General features: G+C 66.8%; 18 protein-coding genes. 15 read left to right on the forward strand and 3 right to left on the reverse strand.

Translation table 11 applies throughout. The features are described from left to right. The first annotated feature begins 432 nt into the window (after positions 1-432). Positions 433-1,014: a very short patch repair endonuclease gene (locus B5F40_RS14690; protein ID WP_087195038.1), complete on the forward strand. Its 582-nt coding sequence runs from the start codon at positions 433-435 to the stop codon at positions 1,012-1,014. 369 nt (positions 1,015-1,383) lie between these two features. Beyond that, on the forward strand, positions 1,384-4,926 hold the full coding sequence (gene nifJ, locus B5F40_RS14695; protein ID WP_087195022.1) for a pyruvate:ferredoxin (flavodoxin) oxidoreductase: 3,543 nt from the start codon (positions 1,384-1,386) through the stop codon (positions 4,924-4,926). Positions 4,927-5,636: 710 nt separating this feature from the next. On the opposite strand, the gene B5F40_RS16350 is transcribed toward nifJ, so the two are convergent. Continuing rightward, a complete protein-coding gene (locus B5F40_RS16350; RefSeq protein ID WP_087195023.1) occupies positions 5,637-6,545 on the reverse strand; it encodes a hypothetical protein in 909 nt (302 codons plus the stop codon). Between the two features lie 1,396 nt (positions 6,546-7,941). On the opposite strand from B5F40_RS16350, the gene B5F40_RS14705 reads away from it, so the two are divergent. From B5F40_RS14705 to B5F40_RS14770, 13 genes are all read left to right on the forward strand, one after another. After that, positions 7,942-9,258 (forward strand): anaerobic C4-dicarboxylate transporter family protein, encoded by a 1,317-nt coding sequence (locus tag B5F40_RS14705; RefSeq protein ID WP_087195024.1) that lies wholly within the window; start codon positions 7,942-7,944, stop codon positions 9,256-9,258. A 168-nt stretch (positions 9,259-9,426) separates the two neighbouring features. Then, entirely contained in the window at positions 9,427-10,842 is a 1,416-nt protein-coding gene (gene aspA / locus B5F40_RS14710) for an aspartate ammonia-lyase (RefSeq protein ID WP_087195025.1), read from the forward strand. Between the two features lie 105 nt (positions 10,843-10,947). Beyond that, positions 10,948-11,712: an aspartate/glutamate racemase family protein gene (locus B5F40_RS14715; RefSeq protein WP_162611002.1), complete on the forward strand. Its 765-nt coding sequence runs from the start codon at positions 10,948-10,950 to the stop codon at positions 11,710-11,712. 198 nt (positions 11,713-11,910) lie between these two features. Then, entirely contained in the window at positions 11,911-12,534 is a 624-nt protein-coding gene (locus B5F40_RS14720) for a succinate dehydrogenase cytochrome b558 subunit (protein WP_273532482.1), read from the forward strand. Positions 12,535-12,552: 18 nt separating this feature from the next. After that, entirely contained in the window at positions 12,553-14,310 is a 1,758-nt protein-coding gene (gene sdhA, locus B5F40_RS14725; protein WP_087195028.1) for a succinate dehydrogenase flavoprotein subunit, read from the forward strand. Next, positions 14,307-15,068 (forward strand): succinate dehydrogenase iron-sulfur subunit, encoded by a 762-nt coding sequence (gene sdhB, locus B5F40_RS14730; RefSeq protein ID WP_204217437.1) that lies wholly within the window; start codon positions 14,307-14,309, stop codon positions 15,066-15,068. Before sdhA ends, sdhB begins: the two co-directional genes overlap by 4 nt. A gap of 645 nt (positions 15,069-15,713) precedes the next feature. Further along, positions 15,714-16,598 (forward strand): LysR family transcriptional regulator, encoded by an 885-nt coding sequence (locus B5F40_RS14735; protein ID WP_162611003.1) that lies wholly within the window; start codon positions 15,714-15,716, stop codon positions 16,596-16,598. 916 nt (positions 16,599-17,514) lie between these two features. Further along, a complete protein-coding gene (locus tag B5F40_RS14740; protein WP_087195031.1) occupies positions 17,515-17,736 on the forward strand; it encodes a hypothetical protein in 222 nt (73 codons plus the stop codon). 1,192 nt (positions 17,737-18,928) lie between these two features. Beyond that, positions 18,929-19,543 (forward strand): TetR/AcrR family transcriptional regulator, encoded by a 615-nt coding sequence (locus B5F40_RS14750; RefSeq protein ID WP_087195033.1) that lies wholly within the window; start codon positions 18,929-18,931, stop codon positions 19,541-19,543. Between the two features lie 62 nt (positions 19,544-19,605). Beyond that, positions 19,606-20,433 carry an MptD family putative ECF transporter S component gene (locus tag B5F40_RS14755; RefSeq protein WP_239443084.1) on the forward strand — a complete coding sequence of 276 codons (828 nt, stop codon included), beginning with the start codon at positions 19,606-19,608 and terminating at the stop codon, positions 20,431-20,433. Beyond that, positions 20,434-21,129: an energy-coupling factor transporter transmembrane component T family protein gene (locus B5F40_RS14760; RefSeq protein WP_087195034.1), complete on the forward strand. Its 696-nt coding sequence runs from the start codon at positions 20,434-20,436 to the stop codon at positions 21,127-21,129. It abuts the gene before it with no gap. After that, on the forward strand, positions 21,126-22,853 hold the full coding sequence (locus tag B5F40_RS14765; protein ID WP_239443085.1) for an ABC transporter ATP-binding protein: 1,728 nt from the start codon (positions 21,126-21,128) through the stop codon (positions 22,851-22,853). The genes B5F40_RS14760 and B5F40_RS14765 overlap by 4 nt, the downstream gene beginning before the upstream one ends. 194 nt (positions 22,854-23,047) lie before the next feature. After that, complete coding sequence (locus tag B5F40_RS14770; RefSeq protein ID WP_087195035.1) at positions 23,048-23,419, forward strand: heavy-metal-associated domain-containing protein; 372 nt, start codon at positions 23,048-23,050, stop codon at positions 23,417-23,419. A gap of 116 nt (positions 23,420-23,535) precedes the next feature. Here the strand turns inward: B5F40_RS14770 and B5F40_RS14775 are convergent, their stop codons facing one another. Then, the gene (locus B5F40_RS14775; protein WP_087195036.1) at positions 23,536-23,958 is read right to left on the reverse strand and encodes a flavodoxin; all 423 of its coding nucleotides are present in this window, start codon (positions 23,956-23,958) and stop codon (positions 23,536-23,538) included. A 134-nt stretch (positions 23,959-24,092) separates the two neighbouring features. Then, on the reverse strand, positions 24,093-24,797 hold the full coding sequence (locus B5F40_RS14780) for a DUF3793 family protein (protein WP_087195037.1): 705 nt from the start codon (positions 24,795-24,797) through the stop codon (positions 24,093-24,095). Between the last annotated feature and the right edge of the window lie 172 nt (positions 24,798-24,969).

Below are 24,969 nucleotides of genomic sequence, written 5' to 3' on the forward strand. Positions count from 1 at the left end.
GCCCGAAGACGTCTCCCCTCCCCCCGGCGCCCAAACTCGATCTCGCCAGCGCGCCGACCCCGCCTTCCGAAGCCTTCGAGCCGGGCGGGGCGGGGACGGATGGCCTCTGAAGGCGTGCAGGCCCTGCGGATGGGCGGGCTTGGGGGCTTCGCGGATGGGCCTCGAGGGCGACCTCGGCGAGCGCGGCATGCGCGAGAGCCCCGCGGCGGGCTTCGCGCGGGCGGGCGCTTGAGGGGTCGAGCGGTTGTCGCGTTGCGCTTCATCTACACGGCGGGCTTCGCGCGGGCGGGCGCTTGAGGGGTCGCCTCCTTCGTCGGGCCGTGCGGGCGCGCGGTCTCCGCGGGCAGGCGGGCTTGGGAGAGGCGTGGACTTTGCGCATGAACGGGCCTCGAGGGCACGCGAGCTCTGCGGGTGCGTGGTATCATGCGCCGCATGGCTGTTCAAAACCGTATCGACAACGCATCGTCCGCGCCGGGGCTCGGCGCGCCTGTCGGCTTGGAAGACGCTCTCGCCGTGCTTCGGCGCCTCCTCGAGGGCGGCTGCGCAGCGCGCGCCCTGCCTGCCCCGCGCCGTTTGGCCCCGCCTCCGGCCACCAACGAGCATGTGCGCAAATCGATGAAGGGCAACAAGCGCGCCAACACCAAGCCGGAGCTTCTCGTGCGCGCACGGTTGCGCGCGGCGGGGCTTGGGGGCTATCGTCTGCAATGGAAGGTGCCGGGGCATCCCGACGTGGCGTGGCCGGGCAAGAAAACGGCTCTGTTCATCAACGGGTGCTTCTGGCATCGATGCCCGCGCTGCAAGCCGCGCATGCCGAAAAGCAACGTGGAGTACTGGGTGGTGAAGTTCCAGCGCAATGTCGAGCGCGACGAGCGCAGCGTGGCCGCGCTTGAGGCCATGGGGTGGAAGGTTCACATCATCTGGGAGTGCCAGCTTAAGAAGAAAGAGATCGACGCCACGTTTGCCGAACTGCTCCCCGTGCTGGCCGAGGAGCTGGGGAAAAAGCTGCGCGCATAGGGTGCGCGGTCGCTTGGCTTTCGGGCAAGGACGCGGTGAAGTCGGCTTGGCGCGGCCTCGTGCGCCCGTGTCGAAAACCGCTTGCGACCTGGTCGAGAGAGCTTGCGTGCGCGTCCTCTCGCGCCGTGCGTGCCCGCGCCCCCTTCCGCGTCGGCGCGGCTTGTCGGCCCCTTCTTCGGCGGAGGGGCGCGCAGCCCTTCACGCTCCCGTCACAATTCGGGGCCGCTTGCCGACGAACGGCGACCGTGGCGAGCCACCCGCCGTCGCGCGCTGCGCCGCATGGGCACGCGCTGGTATCATAAGAGACGATGCGTGCTCCTGCGCGAGCTTCCGACGGGGCAGGTTCCCCCCTTCAAAGGAGAGGAAGATATGACGAGAGAATTCAAATCGATGGACGGCAACAACGCCGCAGCCTACGTCTCCTATGCGTTCACCGAGGTGGCGGGCATTTACCCCATCACCCCGTCCAGCCCCATGGCCGATCTTGTCGACCAGTGGGCGGCCTCAGGCAAGAAGAACATCTTCGGCACCACCGTGAAGGTGTGCGAGATGCAGTCCGAGGGCGGCGCCGCGGGCGCGGTGCACGGCTCTTTGGCCGCCGGCGCGCTCACCACCACCTACACGGCCTCGCAGGGCCTGCTGCTCATGATCCCCAACATGTACAAGATCGCCGCCGAGATGCTGCCGTGCGTGCTGCACGTGAGCGCCCGCACGGTCGCCACGCAGGCGCTGTCCATCTTCGGCGACCATTCCGACGTCATGGCCTGCCGTCAGACCGGCTTCGCCATGCTCGCCGAGACGAACGTGCAGGAGGTCATGGACCTCTCCGCCGTGGCGCATCTTTCCGCCATCAAGGGCCGCATTCCTTTCATCAATTTCTTCGACGGTTTCCGCACCTCCCACGAGGTGCAGAAGATCGCCGTGTGGGACTACGACGACCTTGCCGAGATGTGCGACATGGACGCGGTGCGCGCCTTCCGCGAGCACGCGCTCAGCCCCGAGCATCCCGCCATGCGCGGCAGCCACGAGAACGGCGACATCTTCTTCCAGCACCGCGAGGCCTGCAACGGCGTCTACGACGCGCTGCCTGCCGTGGTCGAGGACTACATGGCCCAGGTGAACGCCAAGCTGGGCACGAACTACCAGCTGTTCAACTACTACGGCGCGCCCGACGCCGACCGCGTGATCGTGGCCATGGGCTCGTTCTGCGACGTGGTGGAGGAGGTCGTGGACTACCTGAACGCGCAGGGCGAGAAGGTGGGCCTCGTCAAGGTGCGCCTGTACCGCCCGTTCGTGTCGTCGAGGTTCGCAGAGGCGCTGCCGGTCACGTGCAAGAAGATCGCCGTCATGGACCGCACGAAGGAGCCGGGCGCGCTCGGCGAGCCGCTGTACATGGACGTGGTGAACGCGCTCGCCCACGAGGGCCGCGAGGACGTCGTCGTGACGGGGGGCCGCTACGGCCTTTCCTCGAAGGACACTCCGCCCTCCTCGGCGTTCGCCGTCTTCGCCGAGCTCGCGAAGGACGAGCCGCGCCGCGAGTTCACCGTGGGCATCGTCGACGACGTGACGAACCTCTCGCTTCCCGAGGATCCCAACAGCCCGAACACCGCGGCCGAGGGCACCATCGAGTGCAAGTTCTGGGGCCTCGGCGGCGACGGCACCGTGGGCGCGAACAAGAACTCCATCAAGATCATCGGCGACCACACCGACAAGTACGTGCAGGCCTACTTCCAGTACGACTCGAAGAAGACCGGCGGCGTCACCATCAGTCACCTGCGCTTCGGCGACTCGCCCATCCGCAGCACCTATTATGTGAACAAGGCCGACTTCGTGGCCTGCCACAACCCGTCCTACGTGACCAAGGGCTTCCGCATGGTGAACGACGTGAAGCCGGGCGGCACGTATCTGATCAACTGCCAGTGGACGCCGGAAGAGCTCGAGCATCACCTGAGCGCCGAGGCGAAGCGCTACATCGCCAACAACGGCATCAAACTCTACACCATCAACGCCATCGACCTCGCCCGCGAGATCGGCATGGGCAAGCGCACGAACACCATCCTGCAGTCGGCGTTCTTCACGCTGGCGAACGTCATGCCGCAGGAGGAGGCCATCCAGTACATGAAGGATGCGGCCACGAAGTCCTATCTGAAGAAGGGCCAGGACGTCGTGGACATGAACCACCGTGCCATCGACGCGGGCGCCACGGCGTTCGTGCAGGTGGAGGTTCCGGCTTCGTGGGCCGACGCCGATGACGTCGACGGCGCTGCCGCCCTCGAGGGCCGTCCCGAGCTGGTGAAGCAGGTTGCGGGCATCATGGAGCCGGTGGGGCGCATGGATGGCGACCGCCTGCCCGTGTCCGCGTTCGTCGATCATGTGGACGGCCAGTTCGAGCTGGGGGCGGCCGCCTACGAGAAGCGCGGCGTGGCCGTGAGCGTGCCCGCGTGGGATGCCTCCACCTGCATCCAGTGCAACCAGTGCGCCTTCGCCTGCCCGCATGCCACCATCCGTCCGTTCGCCCTCGCCGAGGCCGAGGCTGCGGCGGCGCCGGCGGCAACCACGCTCGTGCCGGCGAAGGGCAAGGCTGCGGCTGGCATGCAGTACACGCTGGCCGTCTCGCCGCTTGACTGCATGGGCTGCGGCGTGTGCGTGAACGTGTGTCCGTCCGACTCGCTGTCCATGGTGCCGCAGGAGGACGAGCTCGCCCAGCAGGACGTGTTCGATTGGTGCGTGGCGAACGTGTCCGGCAAGCCCGAGCTGGAGGACGCTAGCGTCAAGGGAAGCCAGTTCAAGCAGCCGCTGCTCGAGTTCTCGGGCGCCTGCGCGGGCTGCGCCGAGACGGCGTACGCCAAGCTCGTCACCCAGCTGTTCGGCGACCGCATGTTCATCGCGAACGCCACCGGCTGCTCGTCCATTTGGGGCGGCCCGGCGGCTACGTCGCCGTACACGGTGAACAAGGACGGCCGCGGCCCGGCTTGGTCGAACTCGCTGTTCGAGGACAACGCCGAGCACGGCCTGGGCATGCTGCTCGGGCACGAGGCGGTGCGCAACCGCCTGGCGGGCCAGCTTGAGGAGATGGCCGAAAGCGACAAGACGCCGGAGGCGACCAAGGAGCTCATCGCCCGCTACTTCGAGACGGGCTCCGACGGCGCGGCCAACGCCGAAGCGGTTCGCGCGCTCGTTCCCGCCCTCGAGGCCGCGGCGGCCGACGGCTGCCCTGTGGCGCCCCGGATATTGGAGAGTAAAGATTACCTGGCCAAAAAGTCCGTGTGGATCTTCGGCGGCGACGGCTGGGCCTACGACATCGGCTACGGCGGCCTCGACCACGTGCTGGCCTCCGGCGAGGACGTGAACGTGTTCGTGTTCGACACCGAGGTGTACTCCAACACGGGCGGCCAGGCGTCGAAGGCGTCCAACATCGGCCAGGTGGCGCAGTTCGCCGCCTCCGGCAAGGACATCAAGAAGAAGAGCCTCACCGAGATCGCCATGGCGTACGGCTACGTGTACGTGGCGCAGGTGGCCATGGGCGCGAAGCCGGCGCAGACCATCAAGGCCATCGCCGAGGCCGAGGCGTATCCCGGGCCGTCGCTCATCATCGGCTACTCGCCCTGCGAGATGCACTCCATCAAGGGCGGCATGGCCAACTGCCAAGACGAGATGAAGAAGGCCGTCGATTGCGGCTATTGGAACCTGTTCCGCTTCAACCCGGCCGCGCCGGCTGGCAAGAAGTTCACGCTCGATTCCAAGGAGCCGTCGGGAGGCTACCGGGAGTTCCTCATGAACGAAGCGCGCTACAGCCGCTTGACCCGCGAGTTCCCCGAGCGCGCCGCCGAACTGTTCGAGCGCAACGAGAAAGCCGCCATGGATCGCTACGAGCACCTGGTGAAGCTCAAGGAGCTGTACGCGGACGCATAGCATCGCATCGTAGCCACGCGTGAGTGGCCAACCGCGCTTCCCTGGGCCCCGGCAATGCCGGGGCCCGCGTGTTTTCCCAGATGGAAAGATGAGCGCGGCGTGTTGGCAGGAGGGGCTTTCGAAGAGGCCGCAGCGGGGGGGGGGCAGGTGGGCGCGCTCGTCTCCTTCCGCCGGTGCTCGCGATCCGGGGCGCTTCCGGAGGGGATGGATCGACGGGCACGGCCCGGAGCGGGTGATGGCGGACGGCGGGTGCGTTTCCATCCTTCCTGGCGGCGCTCGCGATCCGGGAGCGCTCATGGAGTTCGGCGGGTGCAATGACGCGGGGTTTGCGTGCATGGGGAAAGCCATGTTTTGGCCACGAAACCGCGCTCTGGCATGAAAAAGAGGCGTTCGGGAACCCCTGCGGAAGCTACTTTTGACAAAAGGCTAGGTTGCGAGTTTCGGACGCGCGCTCAAAAGGGCCGATCCGTGCCAGAACGCGGTTTCGCGGCCATTTTTGCGGCGAAATCCTGCACGGTGGGTTGGAGATGCAGATTGCGGTTCCGACTCCGATTTTGGTTCCGGCTCCGACCTTGGCTCCGGCTTTGGCCCCGGCTCTGCTCCCGGCTTCGACCCTGGTCCTGGCTCCCGTTCGGTGACCTTGGCCGCCTGTGTGACATTCCGTCTCCACTCCGGCCTCCGCGCTCGGCTCCGGCTCCGGCTCTGCGCGCCTATCTGCCGCCCCGCACTTTGCGGCGAACCTCGGCGGCGATGCGGGCCGATTCGGAGCGGAGCTCGTGCAAGTTGAGGTCTTTAAGGGCCTCTGGACGGCCCGAGCGCGGAAAGGCCTTGCGGCCGCTGAGCGTCTCGGGGCTTCGATGCACGGCGATCTCGCGGATGAGGAGGCCGAGCGGCCTCGCTCGGGAGATGATCGTCTCTCCGAACCGCCCGATGATTGTGCTTATGTTGTCGACGTCCTCTTCTCCCACGTAAAGGTGGCAGCGGTAGCGCTGTGTGCTGAGGGAGGCGTTCTTGCTGAAAGTCACCTCGGTAAGCGCTGCACCTTCGATTCTCTCGAGTACCGCCCAAGCGTGATCGAGGCTCTGAAACGACAGGCAGAACGCGCGCTTGAGGATTTCGAGCAGCTCGGATTGGTCGGCGCCCGCGCCGCTCGAGGGGCGCGCGTCCGGGCGTGCGCGCAACGAGCCGCCTGGCTCCGGCATGCCGAACAGGTCGGCAAGGCGTTCGAGGGCGTCGGGATAGAGGTGGCGGTCCTTCATGTCGAATGTGGCGATGTGATCGCGCACCTCGTCGATGTGCATGCCCTGTTGCGCGAGCGTGAGCCTGAGCAGCTCGCGGCGGGCGTTGATCTCAGAGCGAGCGAGCGAGTCGTCGAGGTAGACGCCCAGCACGATGTGGTCCCGGTCTTTGTCGCGACCTTTACGCGGGGTCTGGTCCTTTTCGACGTAGAGGCTGTTCGTGTGGGCGAGCACGTAGAGGGCGGCGTCGGGGTTGTCGGCCCATGCGCTTGTGACGGCGTCTTTGAACCGCTGGTTGTTCAGGGCGATGCGCAGTTCCCGCGCCGCGTCGACGTCGAGGGACGCGAGGAGGTTCGACACCCCTGTGGCGATGCTCTCCATGGCCTCCCTTTCCGGTTGCGTGTCGGCGATGAAAGCCCATTATAGCCGATGATCGCCGTCGGGGTGGAAGACCGAGGGGCGTTCGCGGCCTTGCCGTTCGCGCTTGCGACGGAGGCGGGCAGCGGCGGGCGCAGCGACGGGGGACTTCCTGGTTGGCGCGCTTCCGACGAGGGCGGGCGGGGACGGCTTCCTGGTGGACGCGCTTGCGACGGGGGCGGGCAGCGGCGGGCGCAGCGGCGGGGGCTTCCTGGTTGGCGCGCTTGCATGGCGTCGGTGGGGTTTGCGTGCGGGCCGGCCTCCGCCAACGTCGGTTCAGCATAACGGGCATCGAGCAAAAACAATCGACGTGAAGGTTTCTGAAATTCATTTTTGACGAACAGGCACTCGCCACCTGCGTTTTCTTGTCTGTTTTCCAAGAAATTGCCCGGTTGGCCTTCCTCAGTCGATCCCAAATCCTACACATGGGAGATTTTTGCTCAAAACCAGGTCAGCACAAAATCATGGTTATGAACGATTTTTTCAGGACAAGAGAAAAGGCCACCTGGGATTTCTCCAATTGATGGCGTTTTTGGAAGTGATAAATCGTTCATAACCATGATTTTGTGCTACGCCGCTGGCTGTTCTCTGTTGAACCAAAATCTAGCGAGCATGAGCTCGTGTCAATTGAGGCTTAACAGAGGCATCAGCAAGCTCTGGACAGAAACGAACGGTTTATCTATTTCCGTTTGAGAATAGAGAAACCGCCCTCACCTTCGACCAGGCGCTTTGCTCGGACGTTGGCCGCAGCTTGCAAGCGGAGGCCCCTCCTCAAGTCGAAAAACCGGAGAAACCGGCGCCTTTTGTCCATGACCGTTTTCATCACGTTTGCGGAAGGCGGGAGGGCAGAGGGCATCGCGCCCTGCCGCAGCTTCGGCCCGCGCCTTGTCGGTCGCGTGGCGTTCGCCGCCCCAGCGCGTCATCGCCCCAGCGCGCCGACACCCCCAGCGCGCCGACACCCCCAGCGCGCCATCGCCCCAGCGCGCCGACGCCCCAGCGTGCCGCCGCCCGCCGTTCGTTGCGCGCGGAGAAAGCCGGCTCTCTGCCCATTCCGGCTCAACAGGGAGATCGGGCGCCCCCCGTTGAGCCTCTATCGACGGAGGCTGGGTCGGGTCGTCGAGCGAAGCTTCGTCAGCGTGGCGAAAAGATCTCTCCCGACGGTCATCCCGACGCCTTGCGGGGACGCGATTTCCAGGCATTTTCGAAAAACTGATCAAAATCGCCTCCATTACCCCTTGACTTATAGGTACGGGGGGGGGTATCCTCACCAGCTGTGCGAGAGGGGAAGGAGGACGAAAGCGCACAACTTCACAGGCAGGTTGTCCCTGCGTTTTCCGAAAGGAGGAGATCAATCGTGGTAATGTTTCTCGTGCAGCTGGTCATCATCCTCGTCTGCATCTTCATCGGTGCCCGTATGGGAGGCTTGGGCCTCGGCGTCATGGGCGGTATCGGCCTTGCCATCCTCACGTTCGTGTTCGGAGTGCAGCCGGCAAGCCCCCCGATCGACGTCATGCTCATCATTGCGGCGGTGGTCACGGCGGCGAGCGTGCTGCAGGCTTCAGGGGGTATGGACTACCTGGTCCACCTCGCTGAGAAGGCGCTGAGGAGAAATCCCAAGCGCATCACGTTCATCGCCCCGATCATCACGTACCTGTTCACTTTGTGTGCGGGCACGGGCCATGTGGCGTACTCCGTGCTGCCGGTTATCGCCGAGGTCGCGCGTGAGACGGGCGTTCGTCCCGAGCGTCCCATGTCCATCGCGGTCATCGCGTCGCAGCAGGCCATCACGGCAAGCCCCATCGCCGCGGCGACGGTCGCCTTGCTGGCCCTGCTCTCCGATCAGGGCATCACGCTTGCGAACATCATGATGATCTGCATTCCCTCGACGTTCATCGCGTGCATGATCGCCGCGTTCGTGGCCAGCAAGATGGGCAAGGAGCTCTCGGAGGATCCCGAGTACCTGAAGCGCCTCGAAGAGGGCCTGGCCCCCATCAAGGCCGACACCAACTCGAACTACGTTCCCACGACCGCTTCCAAGATCGCTGTCGTGCTGTTCTTGCTGGGCGCGGTGCTGGTGGTTCTGTTCGGCTCGGTTGAGACGCTGCGTCCCGCATGGACGGTCGACGGCGAGCTCACCCGCATGTCGATGCCCATCACCATCGAGATCGTCATGCTCGTCATCGCGGCCGTCATCATGATCGTCTGCCGTCCGAAGGCCGACGACGTGGTGAAGGGCAGCGTGTTCCAGTCGGGTATGACGGCGGTCATCGCCATCTTCGGTATCGCGTGGATGGGCGACACGTTCTTCAACGGCAACTCCGAGTTCATCGAGGGCTCCATCTCCGACCTGGTGACGGCGGCTCCGTGGCTGTTCGCGCTCGCCCTGTTCGCGCTGTCCATCCTGCTGTACAGCCAGGCGGCGACGGTGCGCACGCTCATGCCGCTCGGCATCGCGCTCGGCATCAACCCCGCGATGCTCGTTGCCATGTTCCCGGCAGTGAACGGCTACTTCTTCATTCCGAACTATCCCACCGTCGTGGCGGCCATCAACTTCGACCGCACCGGCACGACCCATGTGGGCAAGTACGTGCTGAACCACAGCTTCATGATACCCGGCCTTGTGGCGACCATCGGCGCCGTGGCCATCGGCTTGGGGCTGAGCAGCGTCTTGCTGTAACGCTTATCGGAGCGCCGCTCCGGCTTCGTCCGGCGAGGAGGGAGGGCCTCGTCGGACGGGCCGGGCAGCTGGCGCACGGCGCGCGAGGGGCGCGCCGGTCAACCATCCATTGACGATCGACAATCCATCGACAATCGACAATCGAAGCGAAGAAAGAAGGCACAGGCAATGTCGGAGTTTCGTATTGAGCATGATTTCCTGGGTGACAAGGAGGTTCCGAAGGACGCGTACTACGGCGTGCAGTCGCTGCGCGCTATGGAGAACTTCCCCATCACGGGGTATCGCATCGACGACGCCCTGATCGACGCCCTGGCCGTGGTGAAGAAGGCCGCGGCGCGCGCGAACTGGGAGACGGGGCATATGGAGGAGCGCATCGCGAAGGCCATCATGGAGGCCGCCGACGAGATCGCTTCCGGCAAGCTGCACGACCAGTTCCTCGTCGACCCCATCCAGGGCGGCGCGGGCACGTCCATCAACATGAACGGCAACGAGGTCATCGCGAATCGCGCCCTTGAGATCCTCGGTGAGGAAAAGGGCAACTACAAGGTGGTCAGCCCGAACTCGCACGTCAACATGGCCCAGTCCACCAACGACGCGTTCCCGACCGCGGTGCATCTGGCCATCCTCACGCGCCTCGAGGGGCTGCTCGAGGCCATGGGCGAGCTGAAGGCCGCCTTCGAGGCGAAGTCCGAGGAGTTCGACGGCGTCATCAAGATGGGCCGCACGCACCTGCAGGACGCGGTGCCCATCCGCTTGGGCCAGGAGTTCGGCGCGCATGCGTGCGCGCTCGGCCGCGACATCGAGCGCATCGGCCGCACCCGCGAGCATCTCTACGAGGTGAACATGGGCGCCACCGCCGTGGGCACGGGCCTCAACGCCGATCCCGACTACATCGAGCTGGTGGATCGCTACCTGGCCGAGTACAGCGGGTTCCCCATCAAGGGCGTGTCGAACCTCGTTGACGGCACGCAGAACACCGACAGCTACCTGGAGGTGTCCTCGGCGCTGAAGATCTGCATGGTCAGCATGTCCAAGATCATGAACGACCTGCGCATGATGGCTTCCGGCCCGCGCTGCGGCCTGGGCGAGATCAACCTGCCGCCGCGCCAGCCCGGCTCCTCCATCATGCCGGGCAAGGTGAACCCGGTCATGGCCGAGGTCATGAACCAGTCGGCCTTCCAGGTGGTGGGCAACGACCTCACCATCGCGCTGGCGTGCGAGGCCGGCCAGTTCGAGCTCAACGTCATGGAGCCGGTGCTCGTGTTCAACCTGCTGCAGTCCATCACCATCATGACCAACGTGTTCACGGTGTTCCGCACGCACTGCCTGAGCGGCATCACTGCCAACGAGGACGTCATGCAGGGCTACGTGGACAACAGCGTGGGCGTGATCACGGCCATCAACCCGCACGTGGGCTACGAGACGGCTGCCGCCGTGGCGAAGGAGGCCATCGCCACGAAGCGCCCGGTGCGCGAGATCGTGCTTGAGAAGGGCGTCCTGACCGAGGAGGCGCTCGACGTCATCATGCATCCCATGGAGATGACGCATCCGGGCATCGCCGGCAAGGAGCTTCTGGAGAAGTAAGGCGCGTTGATGCGGCGGGCGCCTCGGCTGCGGGGCGCCCGCCGCGCGTACGCGTGCTTGCGGCGTCGGCGACGGGCCGAAGCCGCGAAAGCGAGGGAGGCTTGCATGGAGGAGTTGGGAGTTATCGGGGGTCTGGGGCCCGCCGCCACGGCGCGGCTTATGGAGCGCGTCGTGTTCTTCACCGATGTGGCGCGCGACCAGGACCATCTTGACGTGACGGTGCTCAACCGTCCGTGGATTCCCGATCGCACGTCGTATCTGATGAGAAAGCGCGGGGCGGTGTCGTTCGTCGATCCCATGAGGGATGCGGCGCTTGAGCTGGAGGCATGCGGATGCACGGTGCTCTGCACGCCGTGCAACACGGCGCACGCGCGCCTGGACGACATCGCCGCGCCGCTTGAGACGGCGCGCTTCGTGCACATGCCTCGCGAGACGGCGCGCCTCGTCGCCGAGCTCGGAGCGAAGCGCGTCGCGGTGCTGGGCACCGACGGCACGCGGGCCGCGGGCGTGTACGACGAGGCGTTCGCTGCGGTGGGCATGAGCGCGGTGTATCCCGACGAGGAGCGGCAGCGAGAGGTCATGTCCACCATCTACGACGAGGTGAAGGCGGGCCGATGCGACGGACCGGGCCATGTCGAGGCTTTGTGCGCGGCGATGGCGTGGGACGGCTGCGACGGCATCGTGCTCGGGTGCACCGAGCTGTCGGCGGTGGGGTGCGCTCCCATAGTGGCGGGGGCCGCGGTGGTGGACGCGCTCGACGTGCTGGCATGGCGCTGCGTTCGGGAGTGCGGCGCGCCCGCGCGCGATTTGAAGGCGCGGTTCGCCGATGCGGCGTGCGTCCGGCAAAGCGCATCGGACGTGGTTGGCTGAGGCATCGACCCGTCCGCACCGCGCGATCGGGGGATTTGCGCGTCGCAGACGGCTGCGGACGTCGCCTCGTCCGTTCTGCGGCCCGGCGTGCGGCGACGAGGGCGCGCCGCACGCCGGGCCGCAGAGGGCGCGGCTTTAAGCACATGGGCCCGCAGAGGGCGGGCCGATGAGAGAAGGTTTAAGACAAGAGAGGTTTGCATGGAGACAACCAAAGGAATGGGTCGCACGGAGAACTTCCTGCGCAAGCTCCACTCGCTGTCGGGCCTCATCCCCATCGGGGTGTTCCTGACGGTTCACACGCTGGTGAACTCCTCGGCGATCTGGGGCGAAGAGGCCTACAACGTGGCGGCGGGCGTCATGGTGAACCTGCCGTACAAGCTGTTCCTCGAGACGTTCGTGATCTTTGTGCCGCTTTTGTTCCACGGCATCCTGGGCATCTGGATCGCGCTCAAGGCGAAGAACAACGTCAGGCAGTACACCTACGTTCGCAACTGGGGCTTTTTCCTGCAGCGCCTGACGGGCTTCATCATGTTCGCGTTTTTGGTGTGGCACGTGTGGCAGACGCGCGTGCAGGCCGAGTTCGGCGTGGAGCCGGGCTTTTCCATGATGGCCGACATCGTGGCGAACCCGGTGTTCTTGGCGCTGTACATCGTGGGCATCGTGGCCTCGATGTTCCACTTCGCCAACGGCATCTGGACGTTTCTCATCACGTGGGGCATCACGGTCACGCCGAAGTCCCAGAAGGTGTCGAAGTACGCGACCATGGGCATCTTCGTGGTGCTGTCGGTGATCGGCGTGCTGGCGATCCTGGCGTTCGCCTAGCAGAGAGGAGCTCTATTCATGGCTAAAAACAAAGTTGTGGTCGTCGGCGGCGGTCTGGCCGGCCTCATGGCGACGCTCAAGATCGCCGAGGCGGGCATTCCCGTCGACCTGTTCTCCCTCGTGCCGGTGAAGCGCTCGCACTCCGCGTGCGCGCAGGGCGGCGTGAACGCCGCCATCAACACGAAGGGCGAGAACGACTCCACCTGGCGCCATCTCGACGACACGGTGTACGGCGGCGACTTCTTGGCGAACCAGCCCCAGGTGAAGAGGATGTGCGATGCGGCTCCGGCGCTCATCCACATGTTCGACCGCATGGGCGTCATGTTCAACCGCACGCCCGAGGGCCTTTTGGACTTTCGCCGTTTCGGCGGCACGCTCGTGCGCCGCACGGCCTACGCGGGCGCCACGACGGGCCAGCAGCTTCTGTACGCGCTTGACGAGCAGGTGCGCCGCCTCGAGGTGGAGGGCAAGGTGACCAAGTACGAGGGCTGGGAGTTCGTGTCGGCCATCGTGGAGGACGGCGTCTGCCGCGGCATCACCGCCCAGAACCTTGCCACGATGGAGATCGTGGCGTTTCCCGCCGACGCGGTCCTGTGCGCCACGGGCGGTTTGGGGGCGGTGTTCGGGAAGTCGACGAACTCCACCATCAACACCGGTTACGCCGCCGCCCGCCTGTACCGCCAGGGCGCAACCTTCGCCAACGGCGAGTTCATCCAAATCCACCCCACGGCCATTCCCGGCATCGACAAGAATCGCCTGATGAGCGAGTCGGCGCGTGGCGAGGGCGGGCGCGTGTGGACGTACAAGGACGGCAAGCCCTGGTACTTCCTCGAGGAGAAGTACCCGCTCTACAAAAACCTCGTGCCCCGCGACGTGGCCGCGCGCGAGATCTTCGACGTGTGCGTGAACCAGAAGCTGGGCGTGGACGGCCAGAACGTCGTGTACCTGGACCTTTCGCATATCGATGCGAACTACCTCGACAACAAGCTGGGCGGCATCCTCGAGATCTACGAGAAGTTCGTGGGCGATGACCCGCGCAAGGTGCCGATGAAGATCTTCCCGAGCGTCCACTACTCCATGGGCGGCCTGTGGGTGGACATCGATCAGAAGACGAACGTCCCCGGCCTGTTCGCGGCGGGCGAGTGCGACTACTCGCAGCATGGCGCGAACCGTCTGGGCGCGAATTCGCTTCTGTCGGCGGCCTACGGCGGTTACGCGGCGGGGCCGAGCATCGTGGAGTACGTGCAGGGCCTTGACAGCACCTACGAGAGCGTGGACGAGGCGACGGTCAAAGACGCGCTCGCTCGCGACCGCGCCGAGTACGAGGGCATCCTCAAGCTGGACGGGCCGGTGAACCCCTATGTGCTGCACGAGGAGTTGGGCGCGCTCATGACCGAGAACGTGACCATCGTGCGCGAGAACGCCAAGCTCGCCGTCACCTACGAGAAGCTGTTCGACATCGCCGAGCGCTACCAGCACATCGGCATCGACGACCGCTCGACGTGGAGCAACCTCACCGCGCCCTTCGTTCGCCAGCTGGGCGGGATGATCGACCTTGCGAAGGTCATCACGCTCGGCGCGCTCAACCGCAACGAGAGCCGCGGTTCGCACTACAAGCCCGAGTTCCCCGACCGCAACGACGAGGAATGGCTCAAGACCACGATGGCGTCCTACGACGCGGCCGCGGACGCGCCCGTTTTGTCGTACGAGCCGGTCGACGTGTCGCTGATCAAGCCGCGCAAGCGCGACTACACCAAGACGAAGAAGGAGGCATGATGACATCCGAGCGCATGGTGCGCCTTTCCATCAAGCGTCAGGCGAGCCCCGATTCGCGGTCCTATGTCGAGGAGTTCGCCATCCCGTATCGCCCGAACATGAACGTGACCGGCGCCCTGATGGAGATCCGCAAGAACCCCGTCAACGCCAAGGGCGAGAAGGTTGAGCCGGTGGTGTGGGAGAGCGTGTGCCTCGAAGAGGTGTGCGGAAGCTGCTCGATGCTGATCAACGGCAAGCCCCGGCAGGCGTGCTCGTCGCTGATCGACCAGCTTGAGCAGCCCATTCGCCTGGCGCCGCTCAGCTCGTTTCCCATCGTGCGCGACCTCATGGTGGATCGCGAGCAGCTCTTCGACGCGCTCAAGCGAGTGCATGCGTGGATCGACATCGACGGTCCCTTCGACCTGGGGCCGGGCCCGCGCATGCCGGAGCATACGCGCCGGTGGGCCTACGAGCTGTCCAAGTGCATGACCTGCGGCTGCTGCCTGGAGGCGTGCCCGAACGTCAACCCCAAGTCCAACTTCATGGGGCCCGCCCCCATCCAGCAGGTGCGCCTGTTCAACGCGCATCCCACGGGGAAGATGAACAAGGAGGTGCGCCTGAGCGAGATCATGAAGTCGGGCGGCATCACCTCGTGCGGCAACTCGCAGAACTGCGTGGAGGTGTGCCCCAAGAGCATCCCCATCACCACGTCGATCGCGCACTTGAACCGCGAGACGACGGTGCAGTCGTTCAAGGATTTCTTCGGCGGCGGGTTCTAGGCGCGCCGTCGGTTGGAGGGGGCTGCGGGCGCGGGGCGCCGGCGGCCCCTTCTCCGTTGCGGGGGCCGGGCGAGGGATTGCAGGGGCTTGCGGGGGCTCGGGCGCTTGGACGCTTGCGGGCGTGTGGGCGGTTCGCGGGGGCGCGGGTGCTCTCGAGAGGTCGGGCGCTTGCGGGTGCGTGGGGGCTCGGGCGCGGGCGGTTCGCGGACGCGCAGGTGCTTGCGGGCGTTGCGGCCCCTTTCCGCTGTGTGGGCGCGGGCGGTTCGCGAAGAGTCGGGCGCTTGCGGGCATGCGGGCGATCCGCAGGTGGTTCGCAGGTGCTTGCGGGCGTGCGGGGTCGCTCGCGGGCTTTCCGCGCCGCGTCCGATGCGCGGGCGGTTTCTCGGCGGTGAGGGTTCGGTTGGGATGCGGAGCGTCGATGCTGTTCTCTGCGCCGCTTTCGAGCCGCCCGATCCCGTCCCGGCCCTGCCTCGGCTCGGCCCGCCTCCGTCCCGGCCTGTCGCGTGCCTCAGTGCGCTTTGCGGAGCGCATGGCGGCGAGGTTTCTGGACAGTCGCGCGGGACATCGGTCGCGGCGGGCGCGTTGCGGCATCGCGTGTCCGGCGTGCGGCGGTTCTTTCGGAGTTTTGGGGAACAGGAGGAGCGCATGGATCTCGTGCAGTTGCGCCGCTTTCTCGCGGTTGCGGAGACCGAGCACATCACCGAGAGCGCTCGGCGGCTCGGCACGACCCAGCCCGCCCTCTCCCGCTCGATTCGAGCGTTGGAGCAGGAGCTGGGCGTTTCCCTGTTCGAACGTTCGGGACGAAACGTCCGTCTCACGCCCTGCGGCGAGCTGCTCCGTCGCAGGGCGTCTCCGCTTGTGGCGGGGATCGACGGCTTGGGCCGCGAGCTGGCCGCCTTCTGCGAGGGCGGGCGGCATGTCGTGCGCATCGACGTGCGGGCCGCCTCCGAGGCGGTGACGGAGGCGATGGAGGCGTACAAGCGAAAGCGGCCCGACACGCGGTTCGAGTTGGGCCGCGGTGCCGATCGAGCGGGGTGCGACGTGTTGGTGGACGCCCTTGGCGCGGACAAGGAGCTGGCGGGCGTCGTCGGGTGGGGCGGCTTCGAGGTGACCGCCTTTTTCGAAGAGCGCATCGGCGTGCTCGTTCCGCTCGAATCCGGTGTGTCCGAATCGGCGTCGCTGCGTGAGTTGACGGAGGGCGGCGTCGTGTATCCTGCCAGGGAAGGCGGTTTCCGTTCGCTGTGCGACGAGCTGTGCGCCCGCCATGGCGTCGCTCCCGACGTCGTGTTCGCGGGCGGCGGGCCGTCGCTGGTGTGCGACATGGTCGCGCTGGGGCAGGGGGCGGGGTTTTGGCCCGAGCGCAGCTGGGGCGATCCTCCGAGCGGGGACGTGCGGCTTGTGCGCGTGCGGGAGGGAGGGTTCGCGCGCCGCGTGGTGATCGCCTCTCCTGCGGGGTGCGAGCTGGACGGCGAGCCGCGCCTGTTCTTGGAGTATCTTGTTCGTCGCCTGGGCGCGCGCTGGGTTCGCTGATCTTTTTTCGCAGCGGTGGCCTTGCTTTGTCTCTGGGCTTTCTTGGCTGTTTTCGGCTTTTCGACCCTTTTCGGCCCTTGATTCCTGACCTGTGGAGAAATTGTATACCAAAGCTAACTCATCTTGCCTCGATGACGGAGTTAGCTTATGATAACTTCCATCGGAAGCGAGGTTCGCAGACGGCGGTTCGGCTGTTTGAGGTTCGGATCGCGGTCGGCGGGTCAAGCGCCTGGAGCGGGCTTGGCGGCCTGAGAGTTCGGGCTGGGGTCTGATCGGGGCTGGCGGTGCGAGCCGGGGCCGGACTGGGGCGGTTCGGATGATGCTTGGGTTGGCCGACAGCCGGTTCGCGGGGCCGTTAGCGGCGAACGAATGTTTCACGTGAAACATTCGGTGCGCGAGCCGGTCGGTGCGAGGGCGCGTCCCGTGCGGGGAGGGAATCGCGGCAGAGCCCGCGAAAGGACCCGCAGCAGGACTTGCGCCGGGGTTTGCGAAAGGATTTGCGGCGAGACTTGCAGTGGGATCTGCAAAGGAATCCGCAGTGGACCCGCAGCAGAACTTGCAGCAGGATCCGCAGCAGGACCTGCGCCGTGTTTGCGGCTCATCGCTTCTGGAACGTTTGCCTACCCGGCGGCGGAAGCTCTCCTCTCGTCTGGCTGTCCGTCGCATCGCAAGCGGAGGGAACTCCCCCTTTCCCTCCGCTTTTCTATGCTTACAAGCCCGTTGGGCGCGGCGCTCAGACGATGCGCCGGTGCGGGCTTGCCCGAGGCCCGTTGGGTGCGCGGCAGGGGCACGACGCGTATTCCGGGGTTTGCAGCTGCGGCGTCTGCGCCAATCCCGACCGTTGGCGGTGGATGCTTGCGCGATGCCGTGCGCTGCTGCGGGGAGGGAATGGACGAATGCGAGGAAGGCGGTTTGCATGGTGGTTGGCGTTCGCGCGTCGCTCGAGGGCGGCAAGGCGTACACTTCCGAAGAGCTTTCGCGACGTTTCGGCTTGCATGGACGGGCGCTCGAAGACGTGCTCGACCATTTGATGGAGAAGGATTGCCTGAAGCCGATCGTGTTCCATCGTCCGCGCACGCACGGAGGCGCCGTGCGCTTGGCCGGTCGTTTTGAGCGCCACCTGATCTGGCAAGCCTAGCCGCAGCGGATGTGTCTCGGTTCGGGCCGATACGGCTCGCTCCGGTTCGATCCGATCCGTCTCGGCTCGATTCGGCTCGCTCAGGTTCGATCCGGCCCGATTCGATCTGTCTCGGCTCGATTCGGCTTGGTTCGCTTTGGTTTGGCCAATACGGTTTGATCGGTCCAGCTTGCCCCGATACGGCTCGGATCGGTCTGATTCGGTCCGGCTTGCTCTGGTTCGGTTCGGTCTGATGCGGTTCGCTTCGGCTCGGTCGAACCGCTCCGGTTCGCTCCGGTTCGGTCGGCCCGGTCTGATTCGGCTCGATGCGGTCCGGCTCGATTCGGTCTGATACGGCTCGCTCTGGCTCGGTTCGGCTCGCGGCTCATCGTCGGCTTGGCTGCCTCTTCGCTCTCGTGCGGGCGGCTGCGGGCGCGGTGCGCTTCGGCCCGCGTTCCGCATGTCGTGCAGACGGATTAGGGGTGGCGCCGTTTCGCGCCTTCGGGCGCTGGCGAATTGCATAAGGGAACGTCTCGCAAGGGGCGCTGCGGCAACTGTCGCAGCGCCCCTTGCGCCATTCGGGAGGGTTTCGTTCGTGCGGATGCGGGGGACAGGGGGCGCTTCGCGATTGCGGATGTCGCGCGGAAAGGATTTGCGGCCGGAATGTTTCACGTGAAACATATGTTCGCGATGTGCGGATGCGCCGCGTTGCGCCGGGAGAGGCGGGGCGGGGTTGTCGGCCTTGGCGCGCGGAGCGGTGACTGGCGGCGCGGGGTGATGCGTAGGGCGGCGAATGGCGCGCAGGGCGGTGCGGTGCGGCATGCGAGGGATGCGCGGGGCAGCGCACGAGGGACGCGAAGCGCGGTGCGCGAGGGGAACTGCGGGACAGCGCGCGGAATGGTGAATGGCGCGCGCGAGGCGGCATAGTGCGGTGACTGGCGTGCAGGGGGGTGCAGCGCGGCGTGCGAGGGGTGCCACGGGGTGGCGCGTAGGGCGGTGGCTGGCGTGCGGGGTGGCGCACGAGGATGTCGGCCTTGATGCGGGCCGACGGGTGGAGGGCGCGGATGGTCGGCCTGGATGGTTGCCGCAGGCGGGGAATTCGGCGCGAAAAGGACGAGAGGGGGTTGCGCGAGAGGTGATCCGTGGTAATATATCAGTGCTATATAGCACTGATATATCCAGAGGAAGCGGAAAAGGAGCGGGGACGGTCGCGATGGTTGCGGGCACGCGGGAGAAGATCCTCGAAGTGGGAAAACGGGAGTTCCTTGCGAAGGGGTTCAAGGACGCCTCGCTGCGCCATATCGTGAAGGAGGCGGGTTTCACCCAAGGGGCGTTCTACGGCTACTATCCCGACAAGGCGGCGCTGTTCGACGCGCTCGTGTCCCCTGCGGCCGACGGCCTCATCGAGCAGTTCAAAGCCGCGCAAAAGGCGCATTTCGACCTTGTCGACGAGGGTCGCGCGGCCGAGAGCGGAAGCCTGTCGACGGCGTATCTGCGGCGGTTCGTCGGTTACCTCTACGACAACTTCGAAGCGTTCAAGCTGATCATATGCTGCTCGGGCGGCACGCGGTACGAGCACTTCGTCCACGATCTGGTGGAGTTGGAGCTTGAGCAGACCGCCCGGTTCTACGAGGAGGTTGCCGCGCAGGGCGGCCCTGAGAACCGCATCAGCCCCGAGCTGCAGCACATGATCACAAGCGCCTACTTCACGGCTGTGTTCGAGACGGTGGCGCATGATATGCCGCGCGAGCGCGCGCTTTCCTATATCGAAGAGCTCGCCGCGTTCTTCACGTGCGGATGGGAGGGGCTGCTGGGCGCGCGGGAGTAGGGTTTTCACGCCTGGGAGTTAGATAAATCTAACAAAAGGAAATCGGGAAAGGAGAATCGGACATGGAGGAAGAGACGATGGCGACAGGGCCTGGAGGCGTGCGTGGTCGGCAGGGCGGCATGCGAGACGGCGCAGGCGAGGTGCGAGGCGGTGCGCGAGACAATGCGGGCGAGGTTCGGGGCGGTGCAGGCGGTGCGCGAGACACCGTGGGCGAGGTGCAAGCCGGTGCGGGCGCGGTGCGAGGCGACGCGAGCGGGGCGCGGGAGGGCTTGGCGGCTAGCGCGCGCTCAGCTCGGCGCAGAGGGTGGACGGTGCGCGACGTGGTCACGACGGTGCTGCTGTCGGTTTTGCTCGTGGCGATCCAGCTCGTCGTCAACATGGTGTGCATGGTGAACGACTTCGTGAGCATGACGCTGTCGGTGGGCATCACGATGCTTCTGTGCGGCCCGGTGTACGTGCTCATGGTGCGCCGCGTGGGCAAGCGCGGCGTCACGCTTCTGTACATGACGCTTCTGGGCATCGTGTTTCTGCTCATGGGTAACTGGTTTTTGCTGCCGTGGTTCGTGGGCGTGGGCTTGGTGTGCGAGGCCATCCTGTGGAAGCGCGGCTCGTACGACAGCTCGGCGCGCCTGACGGGCGCTTGGACAGTGGCGAGCCTGTTGTACAATGGGACGAACCTGCTGCCCATCTGGTTTTTCTGGGACACCTACTACTCGTTCGCCGTGGCAAGCGGCATGGAGCAAGGCTACATCGACGCCTATGTGGGCTACTTCACCGAGCCGGGTTGGGTGCTGTTCATTGTTGCGTTCACCACGGTGTGCGGGTTCGTGGGCGCGCGGGTGGGAAGCGGGCTTGCGGGACGCCATTTCAAGAAAGCCGGGGTTTTGTAGGTGGCGGTGCCGGTGAAGCTGGCGGCGCTCGTCTGCGCGATCGCGGGGACGACCTGCGGCTCGGCCGCGGGACCCGCGGGCGCGGGCGCGCTGGCCGTTGTGGCGCTGGCGTTTTTGTCGGCGCAAGGGCGCTGGCGGCTTGCGGCGGGCGGGGCGGCCGTCGTCGCCGTTTTGGGCGTTCTGCTCGCGCTCATCCGGTTCGCGGGGCTGCGGATGGCGGTGTTCTCCGAATTCCATGTGCTCATGTTCTGGAACCTTTCCCCGGTGTTTTTGACGGGGTGGGCCCTCGTCTCCACGCCGCCGGGCGAATTGTCGTCGTTTCTGTCGCGCGTGGGCGCGCCGACGGCGGTCATCTTGGGCGTGCTCGTGACGTTTCGGTTCTTTCCGACGATGCGCGCGGCGGTGTCGGCCACGGCGGCTTCGATGCGCAACCGCGGGCTTGCGGAAGCCGGGTCGGTGGCGCGCCATCCGCTGCGCACGTGCGAGTACGTGGCGGTGCCGCTTTTGCTGCGGTGCGTGCAGGTGGCCGACCAGCTGGCCGTGTCGGCCACGGCGCGCGGGGCCGACTCACCCGGTGCGCGGGGCAGCTACCATGTGCGAAAGCTCGACGCGCGCGGCGTCGCGTGGATGGCGCTGTGGCTGGTCGCAGCCGGTGCCGTGTCGGTAGGCGGCGCGCTGATGGACGGTGTGCGGTGAGCGCGCGGTGCGAAGGGGGCGCGGCGGGCGTGGGGGCGTGCGAGGCTGCGAACGGCGCGGCGGGCACGGGGATGCGCGCGGCAGCGAGCGGCGCGGCATGCGCGGTTGCGGGCGGCGTGGCGGGTGCGCGGGTGCGCGCATCTGCGGCAGACGCTGCTGGCGCGGGGACGTGCGCGGCAAATGCGGGTTCGTGCGAGGCGGCGGGCGAGGCGGTGAGCGGCGCGGCGGGTGCGCGGGCGTGCGGGACTGCGGAAGGCGCGGCTGGCGGTGCGGCGGTTTCGAGTGCGCGGGGAGTTGCGAGCGGTGCGCCGGCGGTGGAGCTGCGCGGGGCGTCGTTTCGCTACGAGGATGGAGACGCGGGCGTGGAGGGGGTCGACCTGGTCGTGCGTCCCGGCGAGTGCGTCGTGCTCACCGGGCCGTCGGGCAGCGGGAAGACGACGGTGACGCGCCTGGTCAACGGACTGGTTCCCGCCTACTGGCACGGCGAGCTGGCGGGGGAGGTGCGCATCTGCGGCGCCGATGCCGCCGCGCTGCCCCTTTGGGAGCGGGGGCGCGCCGTGGCGAGCGTGTTCCAAGATCCGGCGAGCCAGTTCTTCTCGTTCGAGCTTGCGGGCGAGGTGGCGTTCGCGTGCGAGAACTACGGGATGCCGACGCGCGAGATCGTGGAGCGCACGGACGCGTGCATCGCTGCGTTCGACTTGGAGCGCGTGCGCGACCGCCCGCTCGACGCGCTGTCAAGCGGCGAGAAGCAGCGGGTGGCGGTGGCGTCGGCCGTGGCTCCCGGCTCGCGCGTCCTCGTGTGCGACGAGCCCACGGCGAATCTCGACGCGGACGGGGCGGCCTTGCTGGCTTCCCAGGTGGCGCAGCTGAAAGCCGCGGGCTGCGCCGTGCTGGTGTCGGAGCATCGGCTGGCGTGGCTGGCGGGCATCGCCGATCGGTACGCGTATCTCGAAGGGGGACGGGTGCGCTGGCAGCGGTCGGCGTCCGAGATGGAGGCGCTTTCCGCGGGCGAGCGGGAGCGCTTCGGCCTGCGGTCGGCGTCTGCGGTCGCGCTGCCCGAACTTGCGCGTCCTGAGGACGCGCGGACATCTGCGGGCGGGACGGCCCCCTCCCTCGAGGCGCGTAGGCTCGCGTGCCGTCGCGGCGGGCATACGATCTGGGAAGACGTGTCGTTTCGCGCGTGGCCCGGTCAGGTGGTGGCGCTTACGGGCCGAAACGGCGCGGGGAAGAGCACGCTCGCGCGCGTGCTGGCGGGCCTCGCTCGCCAAAGCGCGGGCGAGGTGCTGGTAGAGGGCTGCGCGCTGCGTCCGGCCGCTCGGCGCCGCCGGGTGTTCTACGGCGCGAACGACACGGCGACGCAGTTTTTCACCAGCGGCGTTTCCGACGAGTTGCTGCTGGGGCGCGTGCGCGACGAGGGGTTGATCGCCCGCGCCCGTGATACGCTGGGGCGGCTGGGGCTCATGCCTTTCAAGGATGCGCATCCCGCGACGCTTTCCGGTGGGCAGCGCCAGCGCCTTGCCTTGGCGTGCGGCCTTCTGTCCGACCGGTCGGTGCTCGTGTTCGACGAGCCCACGAGCGGGCTTGACGGCGCGTCGATGAGGATTGTCGCCGAGGCGCTTTCCGAGGCCGCTCGGGCGGGGCGCACGGTCATCGTCATCACGCACGACGGCGAGCTGGCCGAGCGCTGCTGCACCTGTCGTCTGCGCATGGAAGAGCTGGCGTGAGGGGATGGGCGATTCGCATTCGCATTCGCATCCGGGCCGCTCCGGGCTCCCGAGGCCCGTGAGGACTGCGGCCGCGAGCCCCGTTCGCTTCCCGATGCGGTCTTGCGCCCTTTTCCTGGGATGCTACAATGAGTTAGCTTCATGAAACACCTGGGCGCGCCGCCCGTCGGGCTTCGCTTCGAAAGGACGACCCTATGAACCTTCCAACTGCCGTCATCCTCGTCGTCATCGTCGTGCTGTGCGTGTTCGCCGCGCGCACCATGTACGACACGTTCACCGGAAAGGGCGGCTGCCATGGCGGGGGAGGCGGATCGCGCGCGAAGCGCGTGCGCGTGAGCGACAAGGACGAGGCGAACTATCCGTTCTCGCAAGAGGTCAAGGTGGGCGGCATGACGTGCGCCCGTTGCGCGGCGAACGTGGAGAACGCGCTGAACGCCCTCGGCGACACGTGGGCGCGGGTGGACCTGGACGCCAAGACGGCGCGCGTCCTGTCGAAGCGGCTCCTCGAGGCCTCCGAGATCGACGAGGCCGTGACGCGCGCTGGCTACTACGTCGCCTCCCGCTAGGGGCGACGGCACGCCGTCGGCGTGGGCGGGCGTGCGAAGCATACGCGCCCTGCGCCTCAGCCATGGTGCGGGCGGGACGCGGCTTTGCGCACCCGCCCACGCTGCGGATTCGCTCGCTAGCCTGCCAGCAGGCTCCCGACGCGCACGCATTCGGCGCTGGCCTCGTCGTCGGGGTAGTCGTAGGCGATGACGGAGTCCGCCACGTCGACGCCGGCTTCCTCGGCGCGCTTCTCCCATAGCTCCATCCACTCGCCGTCGTTCCATTCGTAGGATCCGAACAGCGCCACGGTGCGGCCGGGCAGGTGCGGTTCCACCTCGTCGTACATGGGAAGGAACTCCGTGTCCTCCAGCTCCTCGTCGCCCATGGCGGGGCAGCCGAAGGCGAACGCGTCGAACTCGTCGAGTTTGTCGGAGCTGAAGTCCGAGGCGCGGATGAGGTGGGCGGTGCCCCCCTTCGCCCGCACTCCTTGGGCGATGAGGTCGGCCATGGCCTCGGTGTTGCCGGTGCCGCTCCAGTAGACGATCGCGACTTTGCTCATGATGAATCTCCTTTTGCCGTCAGGGTTTCGGACATGCTCGGTGTCGAGCGGGGTGCGCGGCGCTTGGACGCTGCGCGACGGGGTGGACGTGCGACACGACTTCGACGCGCATTCCGCTCGACACGTATCGGCGCTCAGCCGGCGGCGCGGAACGCCTCGATGGCGGGGAAATCCTCGTCGACCGCGGCAAGGCACTCGATGGGGACGCCCTCGCCGAACAGGCGCTCGTACTCGGCGGTGCAGTTCTTGTAGCAGCAGAAGCAGCTCTGCGCGTCGCGCTCTCTCGCGTAGACTTTCCAGCATCCGCTGCACAGGTAGTTCTCGCCCTCGTTCTCGATGAAGCCGACGACGTCCTCGTAGGGGTAACCGAGGAAGAAGCCGATCTCATGGGGAAACGAGCAGCGGCCCGTCATCTGGCTTTGCAGGTCGGTGCCGCAGATGCGGCGATGGAGCTTCTCGATGCACGCCGACAGCGAAGCGGGGTCGTAGCCCTCTGCGCGAAGGAACGCCGCCACGCGCTCCTCTTGGATGCAGCGTGTGAGCAAGGTGGGGCGGTACACGTACACGAGGGCGCCGCTCGCGCGACGGGCGAGCACCTCGATGCGCACGCCGTGCGGGGCGAGCTTGGCGCGGCAGACGCGCAGCGCGCTGGACAGCTCGTCGCCGCGCAGCGCCGCGGCCGTCGGTCGGCTTGGGTCGAGGCGGGCCGCAGGCGAGAAGGCGCTGCGGCAGGTGAACAGGTTCGCCGGCTTGATCGCCGCCAGCGTGGGGGTGCAGTGGTGCACCAGCTTGCGCTCGAGCGCGTCGGCTGGCGCGGCGCTCTGCTCGGTGACGTTCATGCGGCCTCCTGTCGGGCGTCGGCGTCCGTCGGTTTGGGGACGCCTTGAGTTAACTCTGGATAACATATAACCGAGCGGGGCGCTTCCGTCAATGGGGGATCGGGAAAATGCGAAAGCGCGGCTGCGCGCGGGCGGGGAGACGGGGGGGGGGGGCGGGGCGGCCGGCGGAGGG

It is taken from the genome of Gordonibacter sp. An230, assembly GCF_002159915.1.
GTDB lineage: Bacteria > Actinomycetota > Coriobacteriia > Coriobacteriales > Eggerthellaceae > Rubneribacter.